Origin of the sequence: Undibacterium sp. Di26W (assembly GCF_049340265.1) — a bacterium.
Classification (GTDB): domain Bacteria; phylum Pseudomonadota; class Gammaproteobacteria; order Burkholderiales; family Burkholderiaceae_D; genus Undibacterium.
In genome coordinates this window covers 107,193-126,379 of sequence record NZ_JBMPOR010000021.1, presented here as the reverse complement: position 1 = coordinate 126,379, position 19,187 = coordinate 107,193, and the positions used below count along the sequence as shown (strand labels likewise).

At 52.9% G+C, this 19,187-nt stretch carries 18 protein-coding genes; 6 read left to right on the top strand and 12 right to left on the bottom strand.

Annotation, left to right across the window (positions count from 1 at the left end):
* The first annotated feature begins 275 nt into the window (after window positions 1-275).
* Both mnmE and ACO0LM_RS21550 read left to right on the top strand, forming a co-directional pair.
* The gene (gene mnmE / locus ACO0LM_RS21555) at window positions 276-1,682 is read left to right on the top strand and encodes a tRNA uridine-5-carboxymethylaminomethyl(34) synthesis GTPase MnmE (RefSeq protein WP_423039784.1); all 1,407 of its coding nucleotides are present in this window, start codon (window positions 276-278) and stop codon (window positions 1,680-1,682) included.
* A gap of 27 nt (window positions 1,683-1,709) precedes the next feature.
* Window positions 1,710-2,534 (top strand): AraC family transcriptional regulator, encoded by an 825-nt coding sequence (locus ACO0LM_RS21550; RefSeq protein WP_423039782.1) that lies wholly within the window; start codon window positions 1,710-1,712, stop codon window positions 2,532-2,534.
* A gap of 32 nt (window positions 2,535-2,566) precedes the next feature.
* Here the strand turns inward: ACO0LM_RS21550 and ACO0LM_RS21545 are convergent, their stop codons facing one another.
* The 4 genes from ACO0LM_RS21545 to ACO0LM_RS21530 all read right to left on the bottom strand — a co-directional run bounded on the left by ACO0LM_RS21545 (window position 2,567) and on the right by ACO0LM_RS21530 (window position 5,583).
* Window positions 2,567-3,154 carry a LysE family translocator gene (locus tag ACO0LM_RS21545; RefSeq protein ID WP_423039794.1) on the bottom strand — a complete coding sequence of 196 codons (588 nt, stop codon included), beginning with the start codon at window positions 3,152-3,154 and terminating at the stop codon, window positions 2,567-2,569.
* A 112-nt stretch (window positions 3,155-3,266) separates the two neighbouring features.
* Window positions 3,267-3,968 carry a DUF6058 family natural product biosynthesis protein gene (locus ACO0LM_RS21540; protein WP_423039780.1) on the bottom strand — a complete coding sequence of 234 codons (702 nt, stop codon included), beginning with the start codon at window positions 3,966-3,968 and terminating at the stop codon, window positions 3,267-3,269.
* Between the two features lie 17 nt (window positions 3,969-3,985).
* Entirely contained in the window at window positions 3,986-4,330 is a 345-nt protein-coding gene (locus tag ACO0LM_RS21535; RefSeq protein ID WP_422984395.1) for an antibiotic biosynthesis monooxygenase family protein, read from the bottom strand.
* On the bottom strand, window positions 4,327-5,583 hold the full coding sequence (locus tag ACO0LM_RS21530; RefSeq protein ID WP_423039778.1) for a cytochrome P450: 1,257 nt from the start codon (window positions 5,581-5,583) through the stop codon (window positions 4,327-4,329). The genes ACO0LM_RS21535 and ACO0LM_RS21530 overlap by 4 nt, the downstream gene beginning before the upstream one ends.
* A gap of 25 nt (window positions 5,584-5,608) precedes the next feature.
* Between ACO0LM_RS21530 and ACO0LM_RS21525 the strand changes: the two genes are divergently transcribed.
* Entirely contained in the window at window positions 5,609-6,307 is a 699-nt protein-coding gene (locus ACO0LM_RS21525) for an ArsR/SmtB family transcription factor (protein WP_423039776.1), read from the top strand.
* 8 nt (window positions 6,308-6,315) lie between these two features.
* Here ACO0LM_RS21525 and ACO0LM_RS21520 read toward each other — a convergent pair whose 3' ends face one another.
* A complete protein-coding gene (locus tag ACO0LM_RS21520; protein ID WP_423039774.1) occupies window positions 6,316-6,639 on the bottom strand; it encodes a hypothetical protein in 324 nt (107 codons plus the stop codon).
* 272 nt (window positions 6,640-6,911) lie between these two features.
* On the opposite strand from ACO0LM_RS21520, the gene ACO0LM_RS21515 reads away from it, so the two are divergent.
* Window positions 6,912-7,721, top strand: a complete 810-nt coding sequence (locus tag ACO0LM_RS21515; protein ID WP_423039792.1) for a class II glutamine amidotransferase — start codon at window positions 6,912-6,914, stop codon at window positions 7,719-7,721.
* A complete protein-coding gene (locus ACO0LM_RS21510; RefSeq protein WP_423039772.1) occupies window positions 7,685-8,644 on the top strand; it encodes a LysR family transcriptional regulator in 960 nt (319 codons plus the stop codon). The genes ACO0LM_RS21515 and ACO0LM_RS21510 overlap by 37 nt, the downstream gene beginning before the upstream one ends.
* A gap of 10 nt (window positions 8,645-8,654) precedes the next feature.
* On the opposite strand, the gene ACO0LM_RS21505 is transcribed toward ACO0LM_RS21510, so the two are convergent.
* From ACO0LM_RS21505 to kaiC, 3 genes are all read right to left on the bottom strand, one after another.
* Window positions 8,655-10,904 (bottom strand): EAL domain-containing protein, encoded by a 2,250-nt coding sequence (locus tag ACO0LM_RS21505; RefSeq protein WP_423039770.1) that lies wholly within the window; start codon window positions 10,902-10,904, stop codon window positions 8,655-8,657.
* 267 nt (window positions 10,905-11,171) lie between these two features.
* Complete coding sequence (locus ACO0LM_RS21500; RefSeq protein ID WP_423039768.1) at window positions 11,172-11,510, bottom strand: circadian clock KaiB family protein; 339 nt, start codon at window positions 11,508-11,510, stop codon at window positions 11,172-11,174.
* Between the two features lie 16 nt (window positions 11,511-11,526).
* Entirely contained in the window at window positions 11,527-13,227 is a 1,701-nt protein-coding gene (gene kaiC / locus ACO0LM_RS21495) for a circadian clock protein KaiC (RefSeq protein ID WP_423039766.1), read from the bottom strand.
* Between the two features lie 280 nt (window positions 13,228-13,507).
* Between kaiC and ACO0LM_RS21490 the strand changes: the two genes are divergently transcribed.
* Complete coding sequence (locus tag ACO0LM_RS21490; protein WP_423039764.1) at window positions 13,508-13,663, top strand: hypothetical protein; 156 nt, start codon at window positions 13,508-13,510, stop codon at window positions 13,661-13,663.
* Between the two features lie 271 nt (window positions 13,664-13,934).
* On the opposite strand, the gene ACO0LM_RS21485 is transcribed toward ACO0LM_RS21490, so the two are convergent.
* The 4 genes from ACO0LM_RS21485 to ACO0LM_RS21470 form a co-directional block, all read right to left on the bottom strand.
* Window positions 13,935-15,104: a BMP family ABC transporter substrate-binding protein gene (locus tag ACO0LM_RS21485; protein ID WP_423039762.1), complete on the bottom strand. Its 1,170-nt coding sequence runs from the start codon at window positions 15,102-15,104 to the stop codon at window positions 13,935-13,937.
* A gap of 85 nt (window positions 15,105-15,189) precedes the next feature.
* A complete protein-coding gene (locus ACO0LM_RS21480; RefSeq protein WP_422983820.1) occupies window positions 15,190-16,110 on the bottom strand; it encodes an ABC transporter permease in 921 nt (306 codons plus the stop codon).
* 6 nt (window positions 16,111-16,116) lie between these two features.
* Window positions 16,117-17,211, bottom strand: a complete 1,095-nt coding sequence (locus ACO0LM_RS21475) for an ABC transporter permease (protein ID WP_423039760.1) — start codon at window positions 17,209-17,211, stop codon at window positions 16,117-16,119.
* On the bottom strand, window positions 17,204-18,790 hold the full coding sequence (locus ACO0LM_RS21470; RefSeq protein WP_423039758.1) for an ABC transporter ATP-binding protein: 1,587 nt from the start codon (window positions 18,788-18,790) through the stop codon (window positions 17,204-17,206). The genes ACO0LM_RS21475 and ACO0LM_RS21470 overlap by 8 nt, the downstream gene beginning before the upstream one ends.
* Window positions 18,791-19,187: the final 397 nt, after the last annotated feature.

Sequence of the window (19,187 nt, the reverse complement as noted above, 5' to 3'; positions counted from 1 at the left end):
TCACCATACGGACAACTTGCAACTTAAAGCCAATCTCAAATGTTCTTCTTTTTGCTTTCATCTCTTTTCCTCAATAAGTGAATTATCCCACCTATCTCGGTGTCCGTTATTATTAGACCACTACAAGTTGATCAACCGAAACCCATCCCCACCCTAACCCTCCCCTTGAAGGGGAGGGGATAATATCGACAAGACATAAACCCTTGTCGCATTTGCGTCACAGCAACACACACTAAATTGCACCCATAGGTTGCAAGCACAGATAGAATTTCAATATGATCTATGACCCCATTCCCATCGCCGCAATAGCCACCGCCCCCGGGCGTGGTGGCATCGGTGTCGTGCGTATTTCCGGCAAAGACCTTGCCCCGGTTGTCACGGCCCTGTTCGGCACTACCCAATTCAAGCCGCGCCATGCCAGTTATCTGCCGTTTACCCAGGCTGACGGCACTGTCATTGACCAGGGCATCGCCATTTATTTCAAGGCACCGCATTCTTATACCGGTGAAGACGTGCTGGAACTACAAGGCCATGGCGGCCCTGTCGTCATGCAGATGCTGCTGTCGCGTTGCCTGGAGGCTGGCAAGGATGCGGGTTTACGTCTGGCAGAGCCGGGCGAATTTACCCAGCGCGCCTTTTTGAATGACAAGCTTGATTTGGCGCAGGCAGAAGCCGTGTCTGATCTGATCGAAGCATCGACCGAGGCGGCCGCCAAATCGGCATCGCAATCGCTGTCCGGTGCATTCTCCAAAGTCATCCACGCACTGGTAGAAAAAGTCGTGCACCTGCGCATGCTGGTAGAAGCGACGCTGGATTTTCCGGAAGAAGAAATCGACTTCCTGGAAAAATCCAATGCCCGTGGCCAGTTGGCGACCATACAGGCAGCGCTGCAAAAAGTGTTTGAACAGGCAGCCCAGGGTGCCTTGCTGCGCGCCGGTTTGAACGTGGTGCTGGCAGGCCAGCCGAATGTCGGCAAATCATCCTTGCTGAATGTGCTGGCTGGCGATGATGTCGCCATCGTCACCCCCATCGCCGGTACCACCCGCGACAAGGTGACCGAAACCATCCATATCGAAGGCATCCCCCTCAACATCATCGACACCGCCGGCATACGCCATGAGCATGACGAAGTCGAAGAGGGCCAGACCGCCAATGCCATCGACACGGTAGAACGTATAGGCATAGAACGCACCTGGGCCGAGGTTGAAAAGGCCGACGTCATCCTGCATCTGCTGGATGCCAGTCGTGGCCCGACACGTGCTGATGAAGCCATCGTCGCCCGCTTCCCAGAAGGCGTGCCGGTGATACGCATCTGGAACAAGATAGACTTGTCCGGCCACCACGCTAGCGTCGATGAAATGTCTGATGCCACGCACATCTACCTGTCAGCCCATGAACACACAGGCATCGATCTGTTACGCAAAGAACTGCTGCGCATCGCCGGTTGGGAACAGACCGGGGAAACGCTCTACCTGGCACGCGAACGCCACCTGATCGCCCTCAAGCATGCACATGAACATTTGCAAAACGCCGCAGAATATGCAGCACAGAACGACCAGTCACTGGATTTGTTCGCCGAAGAACTGCGCCTGACCCAGGACCGCCTGAACAGCATCACCGGAGAATTTACGTCGGATGATTTGCTGGGGGTGATTTTTTCGCGGTTTTGTATTGGGAAGTAAGAACTGGCAACCCTGCTGACGTAAAAAATGCCCAAGCCCACTGAAAAGACCCTGCCAGAATTTACCCCGCGCTTCTGGCGCGACGACAGGCTGCCTTTTATTGAGGCACGCTATCTGGCAGATGGTCGTCGGGTCAGTTATGACAGGCATGCACACAAGCTGTTTTCTATCGGTGCCATTATTGAAGGGGAGAGCAGCTTTATGCATGGCGACGATGCCTACCGTGTCGCAGCGGGCAGTGTGGTTATTATCAATCCGGGTTGTGTGCATGCCTGTAATCCACTGGAAGATTTGCCCTGGGCATATTGCATGCTGTATGTGGATGCTACCTGGCTGGCGGATTTGCAAGGGGAAACGGGCCAGGTTTTTAAGGGATACGCGACCGCAGTCAGTAATGACCAGGTATTGTATGCAGGCTTGCTGGAGCTGTATCAGGCACTGATAGCCGATGATGCAGAACTCTTGCACAAGCAGGGCAGTGCGATTCAGTATTTTTCTGAAGTGCAAAAGCGCCTGCAGGCAGCGACACCAGAATTGCCAATAGAAAATGGCAAGCTTAAACTGGCGGCAGACTTCATCGATATGTATTGCACGCAAGACCTGAGCCTGGACGATATTTCTGCGCAGGCCGGGTTGTCGGCCTCTTACCTGTTCCGCGCATTTAAAAAACAATATGGCATGACGCCGCATGCCTACCTGATCAATCGCCGCGTGCAATATGCGCAAGAGCGATTGAAGAACGGTGCCACCATTGCCGAAGCTGCACTGGATGCGGGCTTTGCAGACCAGGCACATTTTCAGCGTGTGTTTAAACGCATGCTGGCGGCGACGCCGGGTCAGTATCTGGCTTAACTGCCCACCGTCAAGTCAGCATCAGATCAGCATCAAGTGAGCATCAAATAGACTGCACTGATCAATAACATCACCGCCAGGCTGCGATTAAAAGCACGCATCAGGGCAGGCCGCCTGAATAGCTGGCGCAAGGCCGTGCCTGCATACGCCCAGGCGGCAATCGATGCATAGCAAATGAAAAAATAGATGATGGTGAAATGCCACACCATGCTGGTATCACCATTCGCCGCATAGGCACCCATACCGGCGATGGATGCCAGCCAGGCTTTGGGGTTCAGCCATTGCATCAGCGCGCCATACCATGCAGACGGGCCCTTACCCTGTTCATCCACCTGCAATTGCCCATTGTCGACAGCCAGCTTATAAGCCAGGAACAATAAAAAAGCGACCCCTGCCCATTGTATGACCTGTGTCAGCGCAGGGATTACATTCAATAATTCATGCAGGCCCAGTCCGGTTAACAATAATAAAACCGTAAAACCTATGGTTGCGCCACTGACATGCGCAAGGCTAGCGCGAAAGCCGTATTGCGTACCGGAACGCAGCGCTACAACATTCACAGGGCCGGGTGAAATGGATGCAGCCAATGCAAAGGCCGCCATGGAGAGATAGAGTTTCAACATAAGCGTAGAGGTATAAGTTGGTCGGTACACAAACTTATACCCGGCCACGCATGCCGCGTATTGAAGAAAACTACCCTGTCAAGCTGCGTCGATATGCCGGGCTGTTTATTTATGCCGCGATTGCCGTCAGCAAATGGGGACGCAAATCGTCCACCAGCCGCTTGCGGCTGCAACGTGGGTATTCTGCCGGTGAAAACCACATGGCTGCGTGGGCATAATCATCGACTAGTGGCAGCAGGTCTTTGGCTTCTGCGGTACTGTAAATACGTTTGTTGCCATGGTCGGTCAGGGCGCTCAATTTTTCTTGTAATATTTCTTTGCGTGCTATCGCTGCCGCAGATACCGGGTTGGCGACGCACAGGCTGAACGTGCCCATTAAAAAATGTTGCCAGGCAAAATCGGCACGTGTTTGCAAGCCTGCGCTGATGACCGCGCCATCGCTGGTAAAACTGTCTTGCACATGCCATAGCGTGGTATTCAGTTCGGTGATGGCATCAACAAACTCTTGCATGAAATTTTGCCTGAATACTTGAGCCGCCTGATCGCCGTGTGCAGCAATCGCCGCTTGCGCCTTGTTGTACCACACGGCATTGGCCGGGTGAAAATACTCACCTGCATCAGTTCCGGCTGCATCCATTTCACCAAAAACAGCAGAGTAGATCCTGGCGCTTTCTGTCACCACATACGATGGGGCGGGCAATAGCTGGGCCTGTATCAGGGTATCGATCTCTGTGGCCGTGCAATTGCAGACTGCGGCAAATTTCGCCTTGTTCAGGTAGTGTTCTTTAAGGTAAAGATCAAGTGCGGACATGTTGTGCTTTCTATTTTTTAACCATGGACATTGCGACTGTCCGCAGGTGCCTGTTCTCTTTCATGTAGGCCGTAATCACGTACCACGGCGGCAATGCGCAGGCGGTAAGCGGCAAACACATGGCCGCGCCCTTGCGTCTGTGCAGCCCTGTGTTCTTCGGTATTGCGCCAGTTGGCAACAGCAGCTTCATCGCGCCAGAAAGACAGCGATAAAATCTTGGCCGGATCAACCAGGCTTTGAAAACGTTCTATCGAGATAAAGCCATCCATCTGCTGTAACAAGGGTGCCAGCCCGGCGGCGATGTCCAGGTATTCCTGCTTATTGTCTGCATGGGGGATGACTTCAAATATAACGGCGATCATGGTGTCTCCTTAGGGATATGATTGAATACCGGAATGCGACCATTCAGCGAAGGGCGGTAAGTCCAACTTAATTTACCCCAGTCAATCTCGCTGCTTGTTAACAGATGGTGAAGACTGCAGGCGCTAATCTGTTCGGCAATCGCCTGACCGGGGCAGGCGTGGCGCGCATGACCAAAGCTGAAGACCTTGCGGTTGGGCCTGTCCAGTTGCAGGTTATTTGCATCGGGGTTGGCTGATTCATCACGATTGGCTGCCGCCAGCAAGACCACGATCACATCACCAGCTTGCAAAGCCTGTCCTGCAATTTCGCATGCCTGTGTGACGAAGCGCCGCGTGTTTTGTACCGGGGCATCATGGCGGGCAACTTCTGCAACCAGGTCTTTTATGCTTTGCGGCTGCTTAGCAGACTCTTCACACAGCCCATGCAACAGGTCTGGTCGTTGCTGCAAGGCGATGATGCTATTGCCCACCAGGCCGGCTGTTGCTTCATAGGTCTGCGATAACAAGCCTATGAGGTTGGCCAGCAATGCATCTGCATTGTTCCAGCCCTGCTGCTGCGCATCTGCCTGCAGGCGCGCCAGGAAACTGTCTGGCTTGGCTGTACTGTCTTGTAGCAGTTGGCGAAAACTCGCTTGCAAAGCCTGTGCTGCTGCATGCGCAGTCTCGATTTGTGGCGGCGTACTTAGTGGTGACAGGCAGCGTACAAAATCAGCCATCCATGTGGCCAGCATGGCCAATGCCTCCTGCCTGAAGCCCAGGGTACTGCCCATGACATGGATGGGCAAGTCGAACAGGTACTGGTTTAAACCTTGACCATCGTCCAGCGCATAGTGTGTGGACAGTGTCTGTGCATGCTGTCGGGTGTGTGCAGCAATAGCCGACAAATCCAGCTGGCGCAATGCACCTTGCATGACTTGTTTGGGCTGGGTATGGGGCTGGCCTTCGTTCATGCGCATCAGATGGGCGAATATGTCTCCGGCTGAACCACCCGCGATAGCGCTCGGTACCAGTTCGGCTGTTGGCCTGACGGCGCAGGTGGCTGATTCCAGTACTTGTTGCACCACATCTGCCCGGCTGGCCACCCAGCATTTGAATTCAGCTTCGTAGGCCAGGGCTGGGCCCTGCCGCAGGCTGGCGTAATACGGGTAGGGGTCAGAATGGCTGGCGGCATTCAGGATGGTGATGGTGTCTGGCTGGGTCATGGCTGTGCTGGATAGGTAGGTGATGTGATGCAGTATAGGGCTTGTTTGCATTGAACAATTCGTCTACCATCAAAGTATGAATGCAGAATATGCTGATACCCAATTAGCCAGGCTGGCCGGTGCGATCGCCGAGCCAGCCCGCGCCCGCATGCTGTGTAACCTGATGGATGGGCGCGCCCGCACCAGTACCGAACTGGCAACAGTGGCCGAAGTCAGCCCTTCCACAGCCAGTGTACATTTAAGCAAATTGCTGGAACAGCATCTGGTGAATGTGGTGGCGCAGGGCAAGCACCGCTATTACCAACTGGCCAGCACCGAAGTGGCGAATGCGCTGGAATCCCTGTTATTGATTGCTGGCTTGCCCAGGCCGCGTTTTGTGCCAAACACGCCAGACCGTCTGCGCAAGGCACGCACCTGCTATGACCATATGGCAGGTGAAGTTGCGGTGGGTGTGCATGATTATCTGTTACAGCAAGCCTGGATCATCACTGTGGAAGGGGAAGAAACCGCCTATGAACTGACAGCCGAAGGTGTGCTTGCGCTGGAAAAACTGGGGCTGGATGTGGCTACCACACGCAAGGCCAGACGCAGGTTTGCCTGTTCCTGCCTTGACTGGAGTGAGCGCACACCACATCTGGGTGGCGCACTGGGCGCAGCTTTATTGAATTTATTGCTGAGTCATGCCTGGCTGGAGCGTGATCTGGACAGCCGGGCACTGGCGCTGACAAGCAAGGGCAAACGCGAATTCCAAAAAGTGTTTGCCCTCAAGACTTGATCTACGGATTAAGTCTTGATTTTTGCCAGACGCGCGATAATGGCAGGCTTCAGCTTGCGGAAGTAGAGCAGGTCAATCACGAATATGGATGTTAGCGTACTGGCAAAAGTGACCACGCCGCTGACCCAGATCGAGCTGGAACCCAACAACTGTGTGGACAGATACACAGTCATGAAGATGGTCAGGCCTATCATCAATTCACGCCAGAACGGCTTGCGTGTCTTTGATGTCGCCTGTTCTGCCTGGTAGATCAAATCCTGGTAGTGCTTGGGCGCCACATCTTTTAACTCAGGTACGGCCAGCAATAAGGCGTCGGTGCTGAAGTTTTGCATGATAGATTCCTTTATCAGCCTGAAGTCAGGCCATGGGTAGATTATCTGCTTCACTATGCGTCAGGTCTACGGTCAAATTGTAAGTCATTTACCGCAGGCATGATTGCTACAGATTGTGTCGCGGTGTACCTGTCATTCACTTGTATAAAAGATATGGCAACGTACCCTGAGCACAAATAGCATAAGGAATCACAAAAATCTTATCTCTTTGGGAATAATAAGCGGGTTTGCCTATGGTAAGGTATGTGCAAACTGTTTTCACTATTTGCATCATGTGTCAATTACTTGGAATGAACTGCAATACCCCGACTGATATTGTCTTCAGTTTTACCGGGTTTGCTACGCGTGGCGGTTTGACGGACGAGCACAAGGACGGCTGGGGTATCGCTTTCTTTGAAGGCAGCGGCGTGCGCCTGTTTGTCGATCACCAGTCGGCGGTGGATTCGCCGGTGGCCGAGCTGATCAAGCGTTATCCCATCAAATCCAAAAACGTCATCGCGCATATCCGCAAGGCCACTCAGGGCCAGGTCAGCCTGGAAAACTGTCACCCTTTTGTGCGCGAATGCTGGGGGCGTTACTGGGTATTCGCCCACAATGGCGACCTGAAAGAATTTCACCCGGTGCTGGACGGCAGTTTTCAGCCGGTTGGCAATACCGATAGTGAACGGGCATTTTGCTACCTGCTGCAACGCATGCGCCGTCATTTTGGCGAGCAATTGCCATCGGTACAGCAACTCGCATCGTTCATGCACGAGATCACGGCAGAAATTGCCAGCTTTGGTACCTTCAACATGATGTTGTCGAATGGTGAGGCCTTGTTCACCCATTGTTCCACCAAGCTGTACTACATCGTGCGCCAGCACCCCTTCAGTACTGCAGCCTTGACGGATGAAGATGTGGCCGTAGATTTTTCCCAGGTCACCACGCCTGCCGACAAGGTCGCCATCATCGTCACCGAACCGCTGACCACCAATGAACACTGGACCCAGTGTGAATCGGGCCAGATCCTGGTCTTTGTCGATGGTGATGTATTGCCTCTGGCAGTATGTCTGCCTCAGCCAGTGCCGCAGGCGGCAGCATGAACCAGCGCCTGGTTGATCAGCTTGATACCAATCTATTGCGTGTCCTGCATACCCTGCTGACCGAGCGCAGCGTGACCCGTACTGCAATGAAGCTGGGGCAATCGCAACCCGCCATCAGCAATATGCTGAAACGTCTGCGGGAAATCACCGGTGACGCTATCCTGGTACGCGGTAAAAATGGCATGACTGCCACCGAACGTGGCGAAGAATTATTGCTGCTGGCCCGCCAGGGCTTGAACGTGATGGAAAGCATCGCCAGCCCGGCCCCTGCCTTCATGCCGGCATCGACCCAGCGCGTTTTCCAATTGGGCGCACCTGATTACCTGAGTGCCTTGCTGATCCCGCTGATCATAGAAAAACTGCGTGAGCAGGCACCGAATGCGGGCCTGACCGTACATGCACTGAATGCCGGTTTTGATTATGCCAATGCGCTGGAAACCGGCGAACTCGACTGCGTCATCGGCAACTGGCCAGACCTGCCGCAACATCTGCATCTGGCACAACTGTTTGAAGATGAAGTGGTGTGCATGGTGCACCGCAAGCATCCGGTCGTCAGCAAGGGTCTGTCGATCAAGTATTATCTGGAGATGGCCCACCTGGCCCCGACACCCTACATGATGGGCCACCGCAGCATTATCGATAGCGCGCTGGCAGAGCAGGGCCTGAAGCGCAAGATACAGATGACCATCCCTTATTTTGGCATGGTGCCGTATGTACTGGCCCGCACCGACCTGATCTTCACCACCAGCCGCAGCTTTGCCGTGCAATGTGCCAAAGACTGGCCGATAGAAGTTCTGCCCATGCCCATCACCGTACCCAAAATGAAATTCTTCATGCTCTGGCACGAACGTGCACATGCAGCGGCGGAAGTGCAGTGGTTAAGGCGGATAGTGGCGGAGGCATCGGCCAAGGTGATGGCCTAGGATAATTATCTCACTCGCATGATTTTGCTTCATGCAGCAGTCCGTGGTGTTCGAATGCCTCGCGTATGTCCTTGCGTAGCATTACATCGTCCCAGGGTTTGGTAAAAAATCGGTAAATGGCACCGCAATTGATGGCAGTGATGACAGAATCGAGATTGGTATAACCCGAAAGCATGATGCGGATAGTATCTGGATACAGATCCTTGACCTTGCTCAAAAATTCGGTGCCGCTCATATCTTTTGTACGGTGATCAGAAATAACTACCTGCACGTCATGCAAAGCCAGTAAATCGAAAGCTGCACTGGCGGTTGAAGCAGCAAGAATATGATAATGATCGGGACGAAACAGACGCTGCAAAGCAGTTACTATGCTGGTTTCAGCATCTACAATCAGCATTGTTTTTCCGGAGGTGGATTGTCTGCTGAAGCTCAACGGCAACTGTTTGCCTTGCAAAAAAAATTGTTCGCATGCAGCGGGCGACAGTGGGCGGCTAAAATAATAACCTTGTATTGCGTCGCAAGAATGGGATCTGAGGTAGGCCAGTTGGCCTTCCGTCTCGACACCTTCGGCAATCACTTTTAGCCTGAGGCTATGGGCCAGCGCAATGATGGAACAGGCAATTGCGGCATCATCGGGGTCACTGGTAATATCTTTGACGAAGGATTTGTCGATTTTTAAAAAATCGATAGGAAAGCGCTTCAGATAATTCAGGCTTGAATATCCGGTGCCAAAATCGTCGATAGACAACTTGATACCCATATGTTTGAGTTTGCCCAGCGTGACAGCCGCTGACTCAACATTGTGCATCATCATGCTTTCGGTGAGTTCCAGATCCAGATAAGCTGGGTTCAGGCCAGTCTCTTGCAATACACGGGCAACGACTTCTGCCAAATCCTGTTGCTTGAACTGGCGTGCGGACAAATTGACTGCAACGCTGATCTTGGGGAAACCGGCTTTGTGCCATGCCTGCATTTGTGCGCAGGCGGTACGAAGTACCCATTCACCAATAGGGACGATCAAGCCCAGCTCTTCCGCCAGAGGGATGAAGTCTACCGGTGAAATTACTCCTTCCGACATATGATTCCATCGTATCAATGCCTCCACGCCGACGATAGCTCCAGTTTGCAGGGAAACCTGCGGCTGGTAATGCAGGAAAAACTCATCGCGCTCCAAAGCATGCCGCAGCATGGATTCCATGGAGAGTCTTTTGCGTATCTTTTGATTCAATTCTTCTGTATAAAACTGTACATTGTTGCGCCCTTGCTCTTTGGCGCGATACATCGCCGCATCGGCATTTTTTAGTAGCGTATCTGCATCCAGACCATCGATAGGATAGAGGCTGAAACCGATGCTGCAGGTAACCTGCAATTCACGCTCTTCTACCATGATAGGTTCAGCGACCGAAGCCAGTATCCTTGACATCAGCAAGGAAATGACGGCCTCATCTGAATGGTCAATCACCACCACGAATTCATCGCCGCCGTGGCGGGCCACTGTGTCATTCTCGCGCATACAGGACTTCAATCGCGCAGCCACAGCCTTGAGTAATTCATCACCCACATGATGGCCCAGACTGTCGTTGATGAATTTGAACAGGTCGACGTCAATAAAAGCCACCGTGACCTGGTGTTTATAACGTTCTGCAGATAGGATCGCCTGCTTCAGGCGATCATGCAGGCGGTTCCTGTTTGCGAGGCCAGTCAGGGCATCATAGTTGGCCAGATATTCCAGCCTGGCTTCGTATTGTTTGTGAGATGTCAAATCCATGGCAACCATGTAGATGATGGTTGGTTCATCCTTGATTTGCAGTATCTGGGGAGACAGGAAAACCGGCAGGTTCTTGCCATCGGCATCGGACAACCATATCTCTGCTTTTTCGGTTTCCACACCCTGCAACATTTTTTCCACCATGGCCATATTGGCTGGGGCAACATATTTCTGCAGTAAATTCCCGGCGATCTTGTCCAGAGGTATTTTCAGCATATCGGAGAAACAGCGATTGCAATACAGTATGGTTCCATCACTTGCCAGCGTTATTACTCCTTCGTTCATCGCTTCGACCATCAGGCGATAGGTGTGTTCAGCACCTTGCAGGGTGAAAATCTTTTCTTCGTCATTTTTTGATATCACCAGGGCGTCAACGCGTCCATAGCGTATAGCATCCAGTGTTTCCTCTGCTTCGCGCAGGCGCGTGCGCAAGGAGTCCATTTCGGTGGATGAATCCGGCAGTAAATGAAGCACGCTTGAAGCATCGCTCATAGGTACTCCATTTGATCAGCTTACTGCAGCAGACACGGTGTGTCATGCATGTCGTCAGTTACGCGTTTGATAGAAGTGAAGAGTCCTGTACCAAGCCGCCATTACCATCCCATCACTCCTCTTTTTGAAAAAAGGCGTGATAAAGATTCACAATTCAAACATAATGCGCAGCCCTATGCTCTTCGAACAAATGTTCCGTGCGCCTTGCTGCGCATACAGGAAGGTCAGCGCCAAAGGGAAATTACAGGTACATTTTTATGCAGCCCGTCACGTATCAGCGGCATGCACATCCAGTCCCATCAATACTCTTTCGGTATTGGAAAGATCACCAATAATTTTTCTCAAGGGCATGGGCATATCACGCACCAGGGTCGGGATGGCCAGAATCTGGTCTACCTTTGCCAATTGCGGGTTTTCCAATAAATCGATGACGTCGACATGATATTTATCTGGCATATGTTGTTCACAAATTTTGTGAAGATTGGCACGTGCGACGGCGGATTTATGGGTTTGACCGGCAACGTAGAGACGTAGCATCCATTTTTTACTCACGGTATTCGTCATCGATAGCGGCATTTTTCCAGTTCCTGTAATTAATTTAAGCATGATGCAGGCCTCTTTTCTAAAGAGCAGTCAAATCAGCACGTCTTAGTTTTGCCATATCGGCGCGGTCATGAATAATGACTGCGTCCCTTTGTTTTTCTTCTTCCGAAAGACTTTCTATGATTTCGGTGGCAGTATCAAATTCTTCGCGTAGTGCCGCGATGTTGGCTTCCAGTGCCTGTCGCTTATGTTCATATTCACGCTTCTTGCGCTGGATGTCATGTTGACGTGACACGACGTTGGATCTGTCCAGCGCTTCCTGTCCGACACGGGCAGCGCCAGTCAGGACACCTTTCGGGCCCAGATAAACATCGAACAGGTCTATGCCTTTGCTACTCAAAATAAATTCGCGGATCTGGTTAGAGTGCGCCATGCCGCGTGATTTCAAGATGTACATGCCACGATTACGCTCGCCCTGATGCTCAATATCACGCAGGCTCAACCAGGTATCGATCAGGGATGGAATCTCTTCGTTGCTTGCTTCCAGTTTATCGCCGACATGGGTTAAACCGGTCAGCAAAGTGGTGACCTTGCGGGTCTTGAGAAAGTCGATCAGGCGTGTCAACATCGATTTGGCTTCTGTGTCTGAACCAACCACAGTTAACGCCGATATCGGGTCCACCACCACGTGGGCGGGGTTGCATTCAAGAATGAGCTTGTGCATGGTGACCAAATGCATTTCCAGCCCATGCACGGAAGGGCGTGATGCATGAAAGCGCAGCAGCCCTTGCTCAACCCAGGGGGCAAGGTCTATCCCGATGGAGAGCATATTACGCATGATTTGCTGTGGTGATTCTTCAAAGGCAAAGTACAGACAGTTTTCGCCACGACCACAGGCCGCCTCAACGAATTTGGCCGCTACACTGCTTTTGCCCGAACCGGCAGTGCCAGATACCAGAATTGAACTGCCACGGAAATAACCTTCTCCGCTGAGCATGGTATCGAGGCGTGGAATCCCGCTGGAAATTCTTTCATCTGATACTGTATGATCAAGGCCAAGAGAGGTGATCGGCAATATCGAGATGCCTTGTTTGTCGATGAGGAAGGGGTATTCATTGGCACCGTGTTCACTGCCACGGTATTTGACTATGCGCAGGCGTCGGGTGGCGATTTGTTCTTCGACCCTGAGATCCAGCAGGATCACACAATCGGCGACATATTCTTCCAGGCCATAACGGGTCAGGGTACGCTCTCCGCGTTCACCGGTGACGATGGCCGTCACGCCTTTTTCTTTGAGCCACCTGAACAGACGGCGTAATTCTGCGCGCAGGATCGCTGTATTCGACAATCCGCCAAATAACACTTCTATGGTATCGAGTACTATCCTCTTCGCGCCAATTGCATCGATCGCCTGACCGAGTCGAATGAAAAGTCCATCCAGATTGTAGTCGCCAGCTTCTTCTATTTCACTGCGTTCAATGTAGATATACTCAATTGATAATAGCTTCCTGGTATCCAGATCCCTGAGGTCATAGCCTAGTGTATTGAAATTGCTGGTCAAGTCTTCATCGGTTTCTTCAAATGAAACAAAGACACCGGGTTCCCCATAATCGAGCGCTCCATGCAACAAGAATTCCATGCCCAGGATGGTTTTGCCACATCCGGCATTGCCACATATCAGACTGGGACGCCCTTTGGGCAATCCACCTTCGGTAATTTCATCAAGACCGCGTATACCAGTCAGCGATTTCGCCAATGACTGGGTGTTTGAGGTGTTCAATAGCACTCCCACTTTGATGTTACTCAATACTTGTGTATGTAACTATGGGAGATTTTGTCTTTGGAACATCATCGCGAAAAAGCGCTGCACGAATAGTGAGACTGGCTGAGATTAAAAAGATCGCAGTTCAATGTACCACGTATCGATGATGGTCAAGTGATTAATCTATGAGGTAGGTTTTCTGATTAGATAAACGCCGCTGAATGTGTCGTGACGGCAATGGAGTCACGCAGATTGGGAATAAGTTCCGGCAAGCAAATGAAGATAAAGATACAGACCGATGCGACCAGATTTACTCATCTTGCCATCTGCAGTGGCAGCAAGATGTAGATGGTCATTCATCCCTTACTTTGGCATGGTGCTCTATGTGCTGGCCCGCACAGACCTGATCCTCACCACCAGCCGCAGCTTTGCCGTGCAATGTGCCAAAGACTGATCGATAGAAGTCCTGCCCATCACCGTACCCAGAATGAAATTCTTCATGCTCTGGCATGAACGTGCACATGCAGTAGCGGAAGTGCAGTGGTTAAGAAGGATAGTGGCTGAGGCTTCGGCGAAGGTGATGGTGTAGGTGGGATCGTAGGTTGGGCTACGGTTTACCAGCCCAACACTCGGCGTTTAAATAACGTATACGTTTGTTGAGGCCCAGTGTTGGGCTGATGAGGCGTAGCCCAACCTACAGATCAATTTTGTATTGACACCCTACATCAGCCCGGAACCTTTCCTTCTACACCCTCGACATAAAACTTCACATCATGCAAAAACTTGTCGTCAGCGACGGCGTCCTTGCCCAGCACTTCCTTGCCGGTGTTGTCCTTGATCGGGCCTTTCCAGATTGGACCTGTGCCGTCGATGACGCCTTGGCGTTTGTCGGCGATGAGTTTTTTCACGTCATCAGACAGGCTGGCGTTGAAGTTTTTCAGGTCTATCATGTTTTCTTTCAGGCCCCACCAGGTGGTGTCTGATTTCCATTTACCATCCAGTGCTTCACCAACGCGTTTGGTGTAATACACCCCCCAGTCGATGACGGATGCCGCCAGGTGGGCCTTGGCGCCGAATTTGCTCATGTCGCTGTCCCAGCCAAAGGCGTACACGCCTTTTTCTTCGGCAGTTTGTACCACGGCGGCAGAGTCAGTATTTTGCATCAGCACATCCACACCCTGGCCAATGAGGGTGGTGGCGGCTTCACGTTCCTTGCCCGGATCAAACCATTTGTTAACCCAGACTACCTTGGTAGTGGCTTTGGGGTTCACCGAGCGGGCACCGAGAGTGAAGGAATTGATATTGCGCAGCACTTCAGGAATAGGGATGGACGCAACGACGCCCAGCTTGCCGGATTTGCTCATTTTGCCAGCGGCGATACCTGCGAGATAAGCACCTTCATAGGTACGCACATCATATTGCGCCATGTTGTCTGCAGTTTTGTAGCCGGTGGCGTGTTCGAATTTGACATCCGGAAAGTCTTTCGCCACTTTCAGCATGGCTTCCATGTAGCCGAAGGTGGTACCGAAGATCACCTTGTTACCCTGGGTGGCCAGGTCGCGGATCACACGTTCAGCATCGGCTGCGCTTTCTGGTACATTTTCAACAAAGGTGGTTTTGACCTTGTCACCATATTTTGCTTCGACCGCCTTGCGGCCGACATCATGTGCAAATGTCCAGCCTGCGTCCCCAACCGGGCCAACATAGATGAAGCCGACCTTCAAGGGTTCGGGGGCGGCAGGGACAGCTGCTACACTGGCTGGCGCAGCCGAAGCAGCGGAAGCAGGCTTGCTTTCTTCTTTCTGACCACAAGCGGCAAGACCCATAGTCCCAGCAATTCCAACAATCGCCAGGGACAGTCCGGCTGTCAGGGTTTTTCTGCGAGAAATTTTCATGGTGAGCTTCCTAGTATTGATGAAACGTGGATGACAAAGTTTCTTGAAACGAAAAATACAACAATCAATTTATCCCATAATACCGTCAGGCAGACCCCGGACGGAAAGGTTTCCCCAGCGATGCCGGCATGTTCAGGCGTATCCAGTCTGGATTGCGCGAAATCAGTATAAGCACCACGATGGTCGCCAGATACGGCAGCATGGACAGGATTTCTGAAGGAACAGCAATGCCTATCGCCTGAAAATGGAACTGCAATATCGTTACACTACCAAACAGTAAGGCACCGAGCAAGACGCGTGCCGGGCGCCAGGTGGCAAAAGTGGTCAGGGCCAGGGCTATCCAGCCACGCCCGGCTACCAGGCCTTCCACCCACATCGGTGTGTAGACCACAGACAGGTACGCCCCCGCTACGCCGCAACAGGCACCACTGAACAGCAGGGCTATATAACGGATTTTGCGCACCGGGTAGCCCAGGGCATGGGCAGATTCAGGCGATTCACCAACGGCGCGCAAGATCAGGCCCGCCCGGCTGCGATACAAAAACCAGGCAATCGCCACGCACAGTAGCAGGCTGAAATACACGATGCCATGCTGGTCGAACAAGGCCTTGCCCAGGAACGGGATATCAGACAGATATGGTATGCCATGTCCGCCAGCCGGCAGGGACTGGCCGACAAAAGACTGCCCGATAAAGGCCGACAGGCCGCCGCCAAAGATGGATAGTGCCAGCCCGGTAGCGACCTGGTTGGTCGCCAGCACCAGCGCCAGCCAGGCAAACAGGGTGGCCATCAGCATACCGGCGACGGCACCGGCGACAAAGCCCAGCCACGGCATATGGGTCTGGTGGGCAACGGCAAAGCCGACAATCGCGGCCACCAGCATCATGCCTTCGGCACCAAGATTGAGCACACCTGCACGTTCATTGATCAGCAGGCCCAGTGCAGCAATCAGCAAGGGCGTACCGGAATTGATGGAGGCGGCGATCAGCGCAGCAAAATTTTCCATGGTCGCTTATTTCTGCCAGCGAAGGCGGTAATTGATCAGGGTATCGCAGGCCAGCAGCAAAAACAGCAGCATGCCCTGGAACAGGCCGGTGATGGCAGACGGCAGACCGAGCCGTGATTGCGCCATCTCGCCCCCCAGATAAAACAGTGACAGCACCAGACCGCCAAATATGCTGCCTATGGGGTTAAGGCGGCCAATAAAAGCGACGATGATGGCAGCAAAGCCATAGCCGGGTGAAATCGAAGGCAAGACCTGGCCGATGGGGCCAGCCACTTCAAATGCGCCCGCCATACCGGCAAAGCCGCCAGAAATCAGTAGTGACAGCCACAAGGCTTTGCGGCTGGAAAAACCGGCATAGCGTGCCGCCAGCGGTGCCAGCCCACCCACGGTCAGGCGATAACCCGCAAAGCTGCGATACACAAAGATCGCCATCAGCCCGCTGGCAATCAGCATGACGATAAAGCCGACATGCAGGCGGCTGCCCTGGAACAGATGCGGTAATAAAAAATCGCTGGAAAATACCTTGGATTGTGGAAAATTCATGCCAGCCGGGTCTTTCAGCGGGCCATTCACGGCATACATCAACAGCAGTTGTGCAATATAAGTCAGCATCAGCGACACCAGGATTTCATTCGCATTGTAGCGGTCACGCAATAACGCGGTAATGCTGGCCCAGAGTGCACCACCGACCACGCCGGCGCAGGTAGCCAGTACCAGCACCGTGCCACCAGCCAGGCCAGTCGTACCAGGCATACCAGGCATACCAGATACGCCGGTATCAAAAAACAGGATGGTGCTGCCCGCTGCCAGGCCACCGGCTATCAACTGGCCTTCGGCACCGATGTTCCAGACATTCGCACGGTAACAGACTGACAGCCCCAGCGCGCACAGTACCAGCGGGGTGGTCTTCAGCAATAATTCGGCAATCGCGGCCTTGCTGCGTATCGGTTCGATCAAAAATACCTGCAAGCCAGTCAAAGGGTTTTTACCCAGGGCCATGAACAGCAGGGCACCAAAAAAGATGGTCAGCAACAGCGCCAGTACCGGCGAAAAATATGCCATGCTGCGCGAGCTGCCGGCGCGTAATTCCAGCTTAAGCATGCTCCCCTCCTTTGCGGCGGCGGGTCTTGCCCAGCGATACGGTTTCGGCAGTTTCTCCGTCTTTCCACAGGCCGCTCATCCACAAGCCTATTTTTTCGCGCGTGGCGGTGGCCGTGGCGATCGATGGCGACAAACGTCCCTTGGCAATCACGTGCATGCGGTTGCACAGTTCAAACAATTCATCCAGTTCTTCAGAAATCACCAGCACGGCACAGCCAGCCTGTTTCAACTGGCGAATTTCGGCATGGATCTGGGCTGCAGCACCCACATCCACCCCCCAGGTGGGCTGGGCGACGATGAAGACATCCGGCTGCCGCGTGATCTCGCGGCCGACGATAAATTTTTGCAGGTTGCCGCCAGACAGACTGCGCGCCAGTGCCGCCGGGCCAGATGCCTTGACACGAAAGCGGCTGATGATATTTGCCGCCGCCTGCATGGTATGGCGAAAGTCGATCATCCCATAGCGCACGAATTGTCCATGCTGATGTGACAGCAGCATATTGTTGGTGAGGCTCATTTCCGGTACGGCACCACGGCCCAGTCTTTCTTCTGGCACCAGGCTCTGGCCCAGGCTGCGGCGTGCTTCTGGCCCCAGGTTGCCGACCAGCTTGCCTTTCAGCCGTATCATTCTGGCGTTGGCACGACGGTCTTCGCCAGACAGGGCGGCCAGCAATTCCTGCTGGCCATTGCCGGATACACCAGCGATGCCGACGATTTCACCGCCAAATACTTCCATATCGATGTCATACAGTGCGGTCGCAAACGCATGCGCCTTGGGCAGACTCAGGCCACAGAGCAGCAGGCGTGAGTCACCTAGTATGCATTCGCCGGTCTCTGTCGATGGTGGCAAGTCTTCACCTATCATCATGCGCGACAGGCTGGCGGCAGTTTCCTGGGCCGGGTCACAATGCCCAGTCACTTTGCCGCCCCGCATGACAGTGGCTGAATGACAGAGTTCACGGATTTCATCCAGCTTGTGGCTGATATACAGGATGCTGCAACCTTCGGCTGCAATCTGGCGCAGGGTCACAAACAGCTTTTGCACGGCCTGCGGTGTCAGCACTGAAGTGGGCTCGTCCAGTATCAATAATTGCGGTTTGGTCAGCAGGGCCCGCACGATTTCCACCCGCTGTCTTTCACCGACTGACAGGGTATGCACATGGCGGTGCGGTTCCAGTTCCAGCCCATACTTGTCGCCAGTCTGGGCGATTTGTTCTGCCAGCGCTTGCATATTGACGTTCTTGTCCAGCCCAAGCGCAATGTTTTCGGCAACGGTCAGGGTATCGAACAAAGAAAAATGCTGGAACACCATGGCAATGCCCAGCTTGCGTGCATCTTGCGGTGTCGTGATCCTGATTTCTTCACCATTCCAGCGCAGTGTACCGGCATCAGGTTTTACGGCACCAAAGATGATCTTCATCAGTGTCGACTTGCCAGCGCCATTTTCACCCAGTACCGCATGGATTTCACCCGGTGCCACTTGCAGGTCAACCTGGTCGTTGGCAATGACCGCCGGATAGCGTTTGGAGATGCCTTTCAGTTGCAGTCGGGGCAAGCTTGGCGGAGCGGCAGAATTCACTTTATCCTTTCGTAACAAAGGTGGAGAGTCAAGAGTAGAGAGTAAGCAGGTCGCTCAACATCACGTGTACGGCATGCGCATCATTTGCATCATATTATAAGTGTGTCAACCGCCCAAACTCAAAATCTCTGCGTCATTTACATGGCAGGCGCCTTGTAATGATCTTGGGCAATTGGCAGTCATGTTGAAATTCGCAGCAGACTGCCCGCTCACGTTGTTTTCAAGCATCAATCATGCAGGTCTTACCCACTACATGCAGCAAGAATTCTGCCAGCTTGCCATCCTCCCGCCTTGAACACATGGTACATATAATATAAAACGCTGCCCCCGCTCTTTAGGGATGCAGAATTGCTGTTGGCCAGGGAAATTGATTTTTTTCTCGTCAGCACCGTCAAAG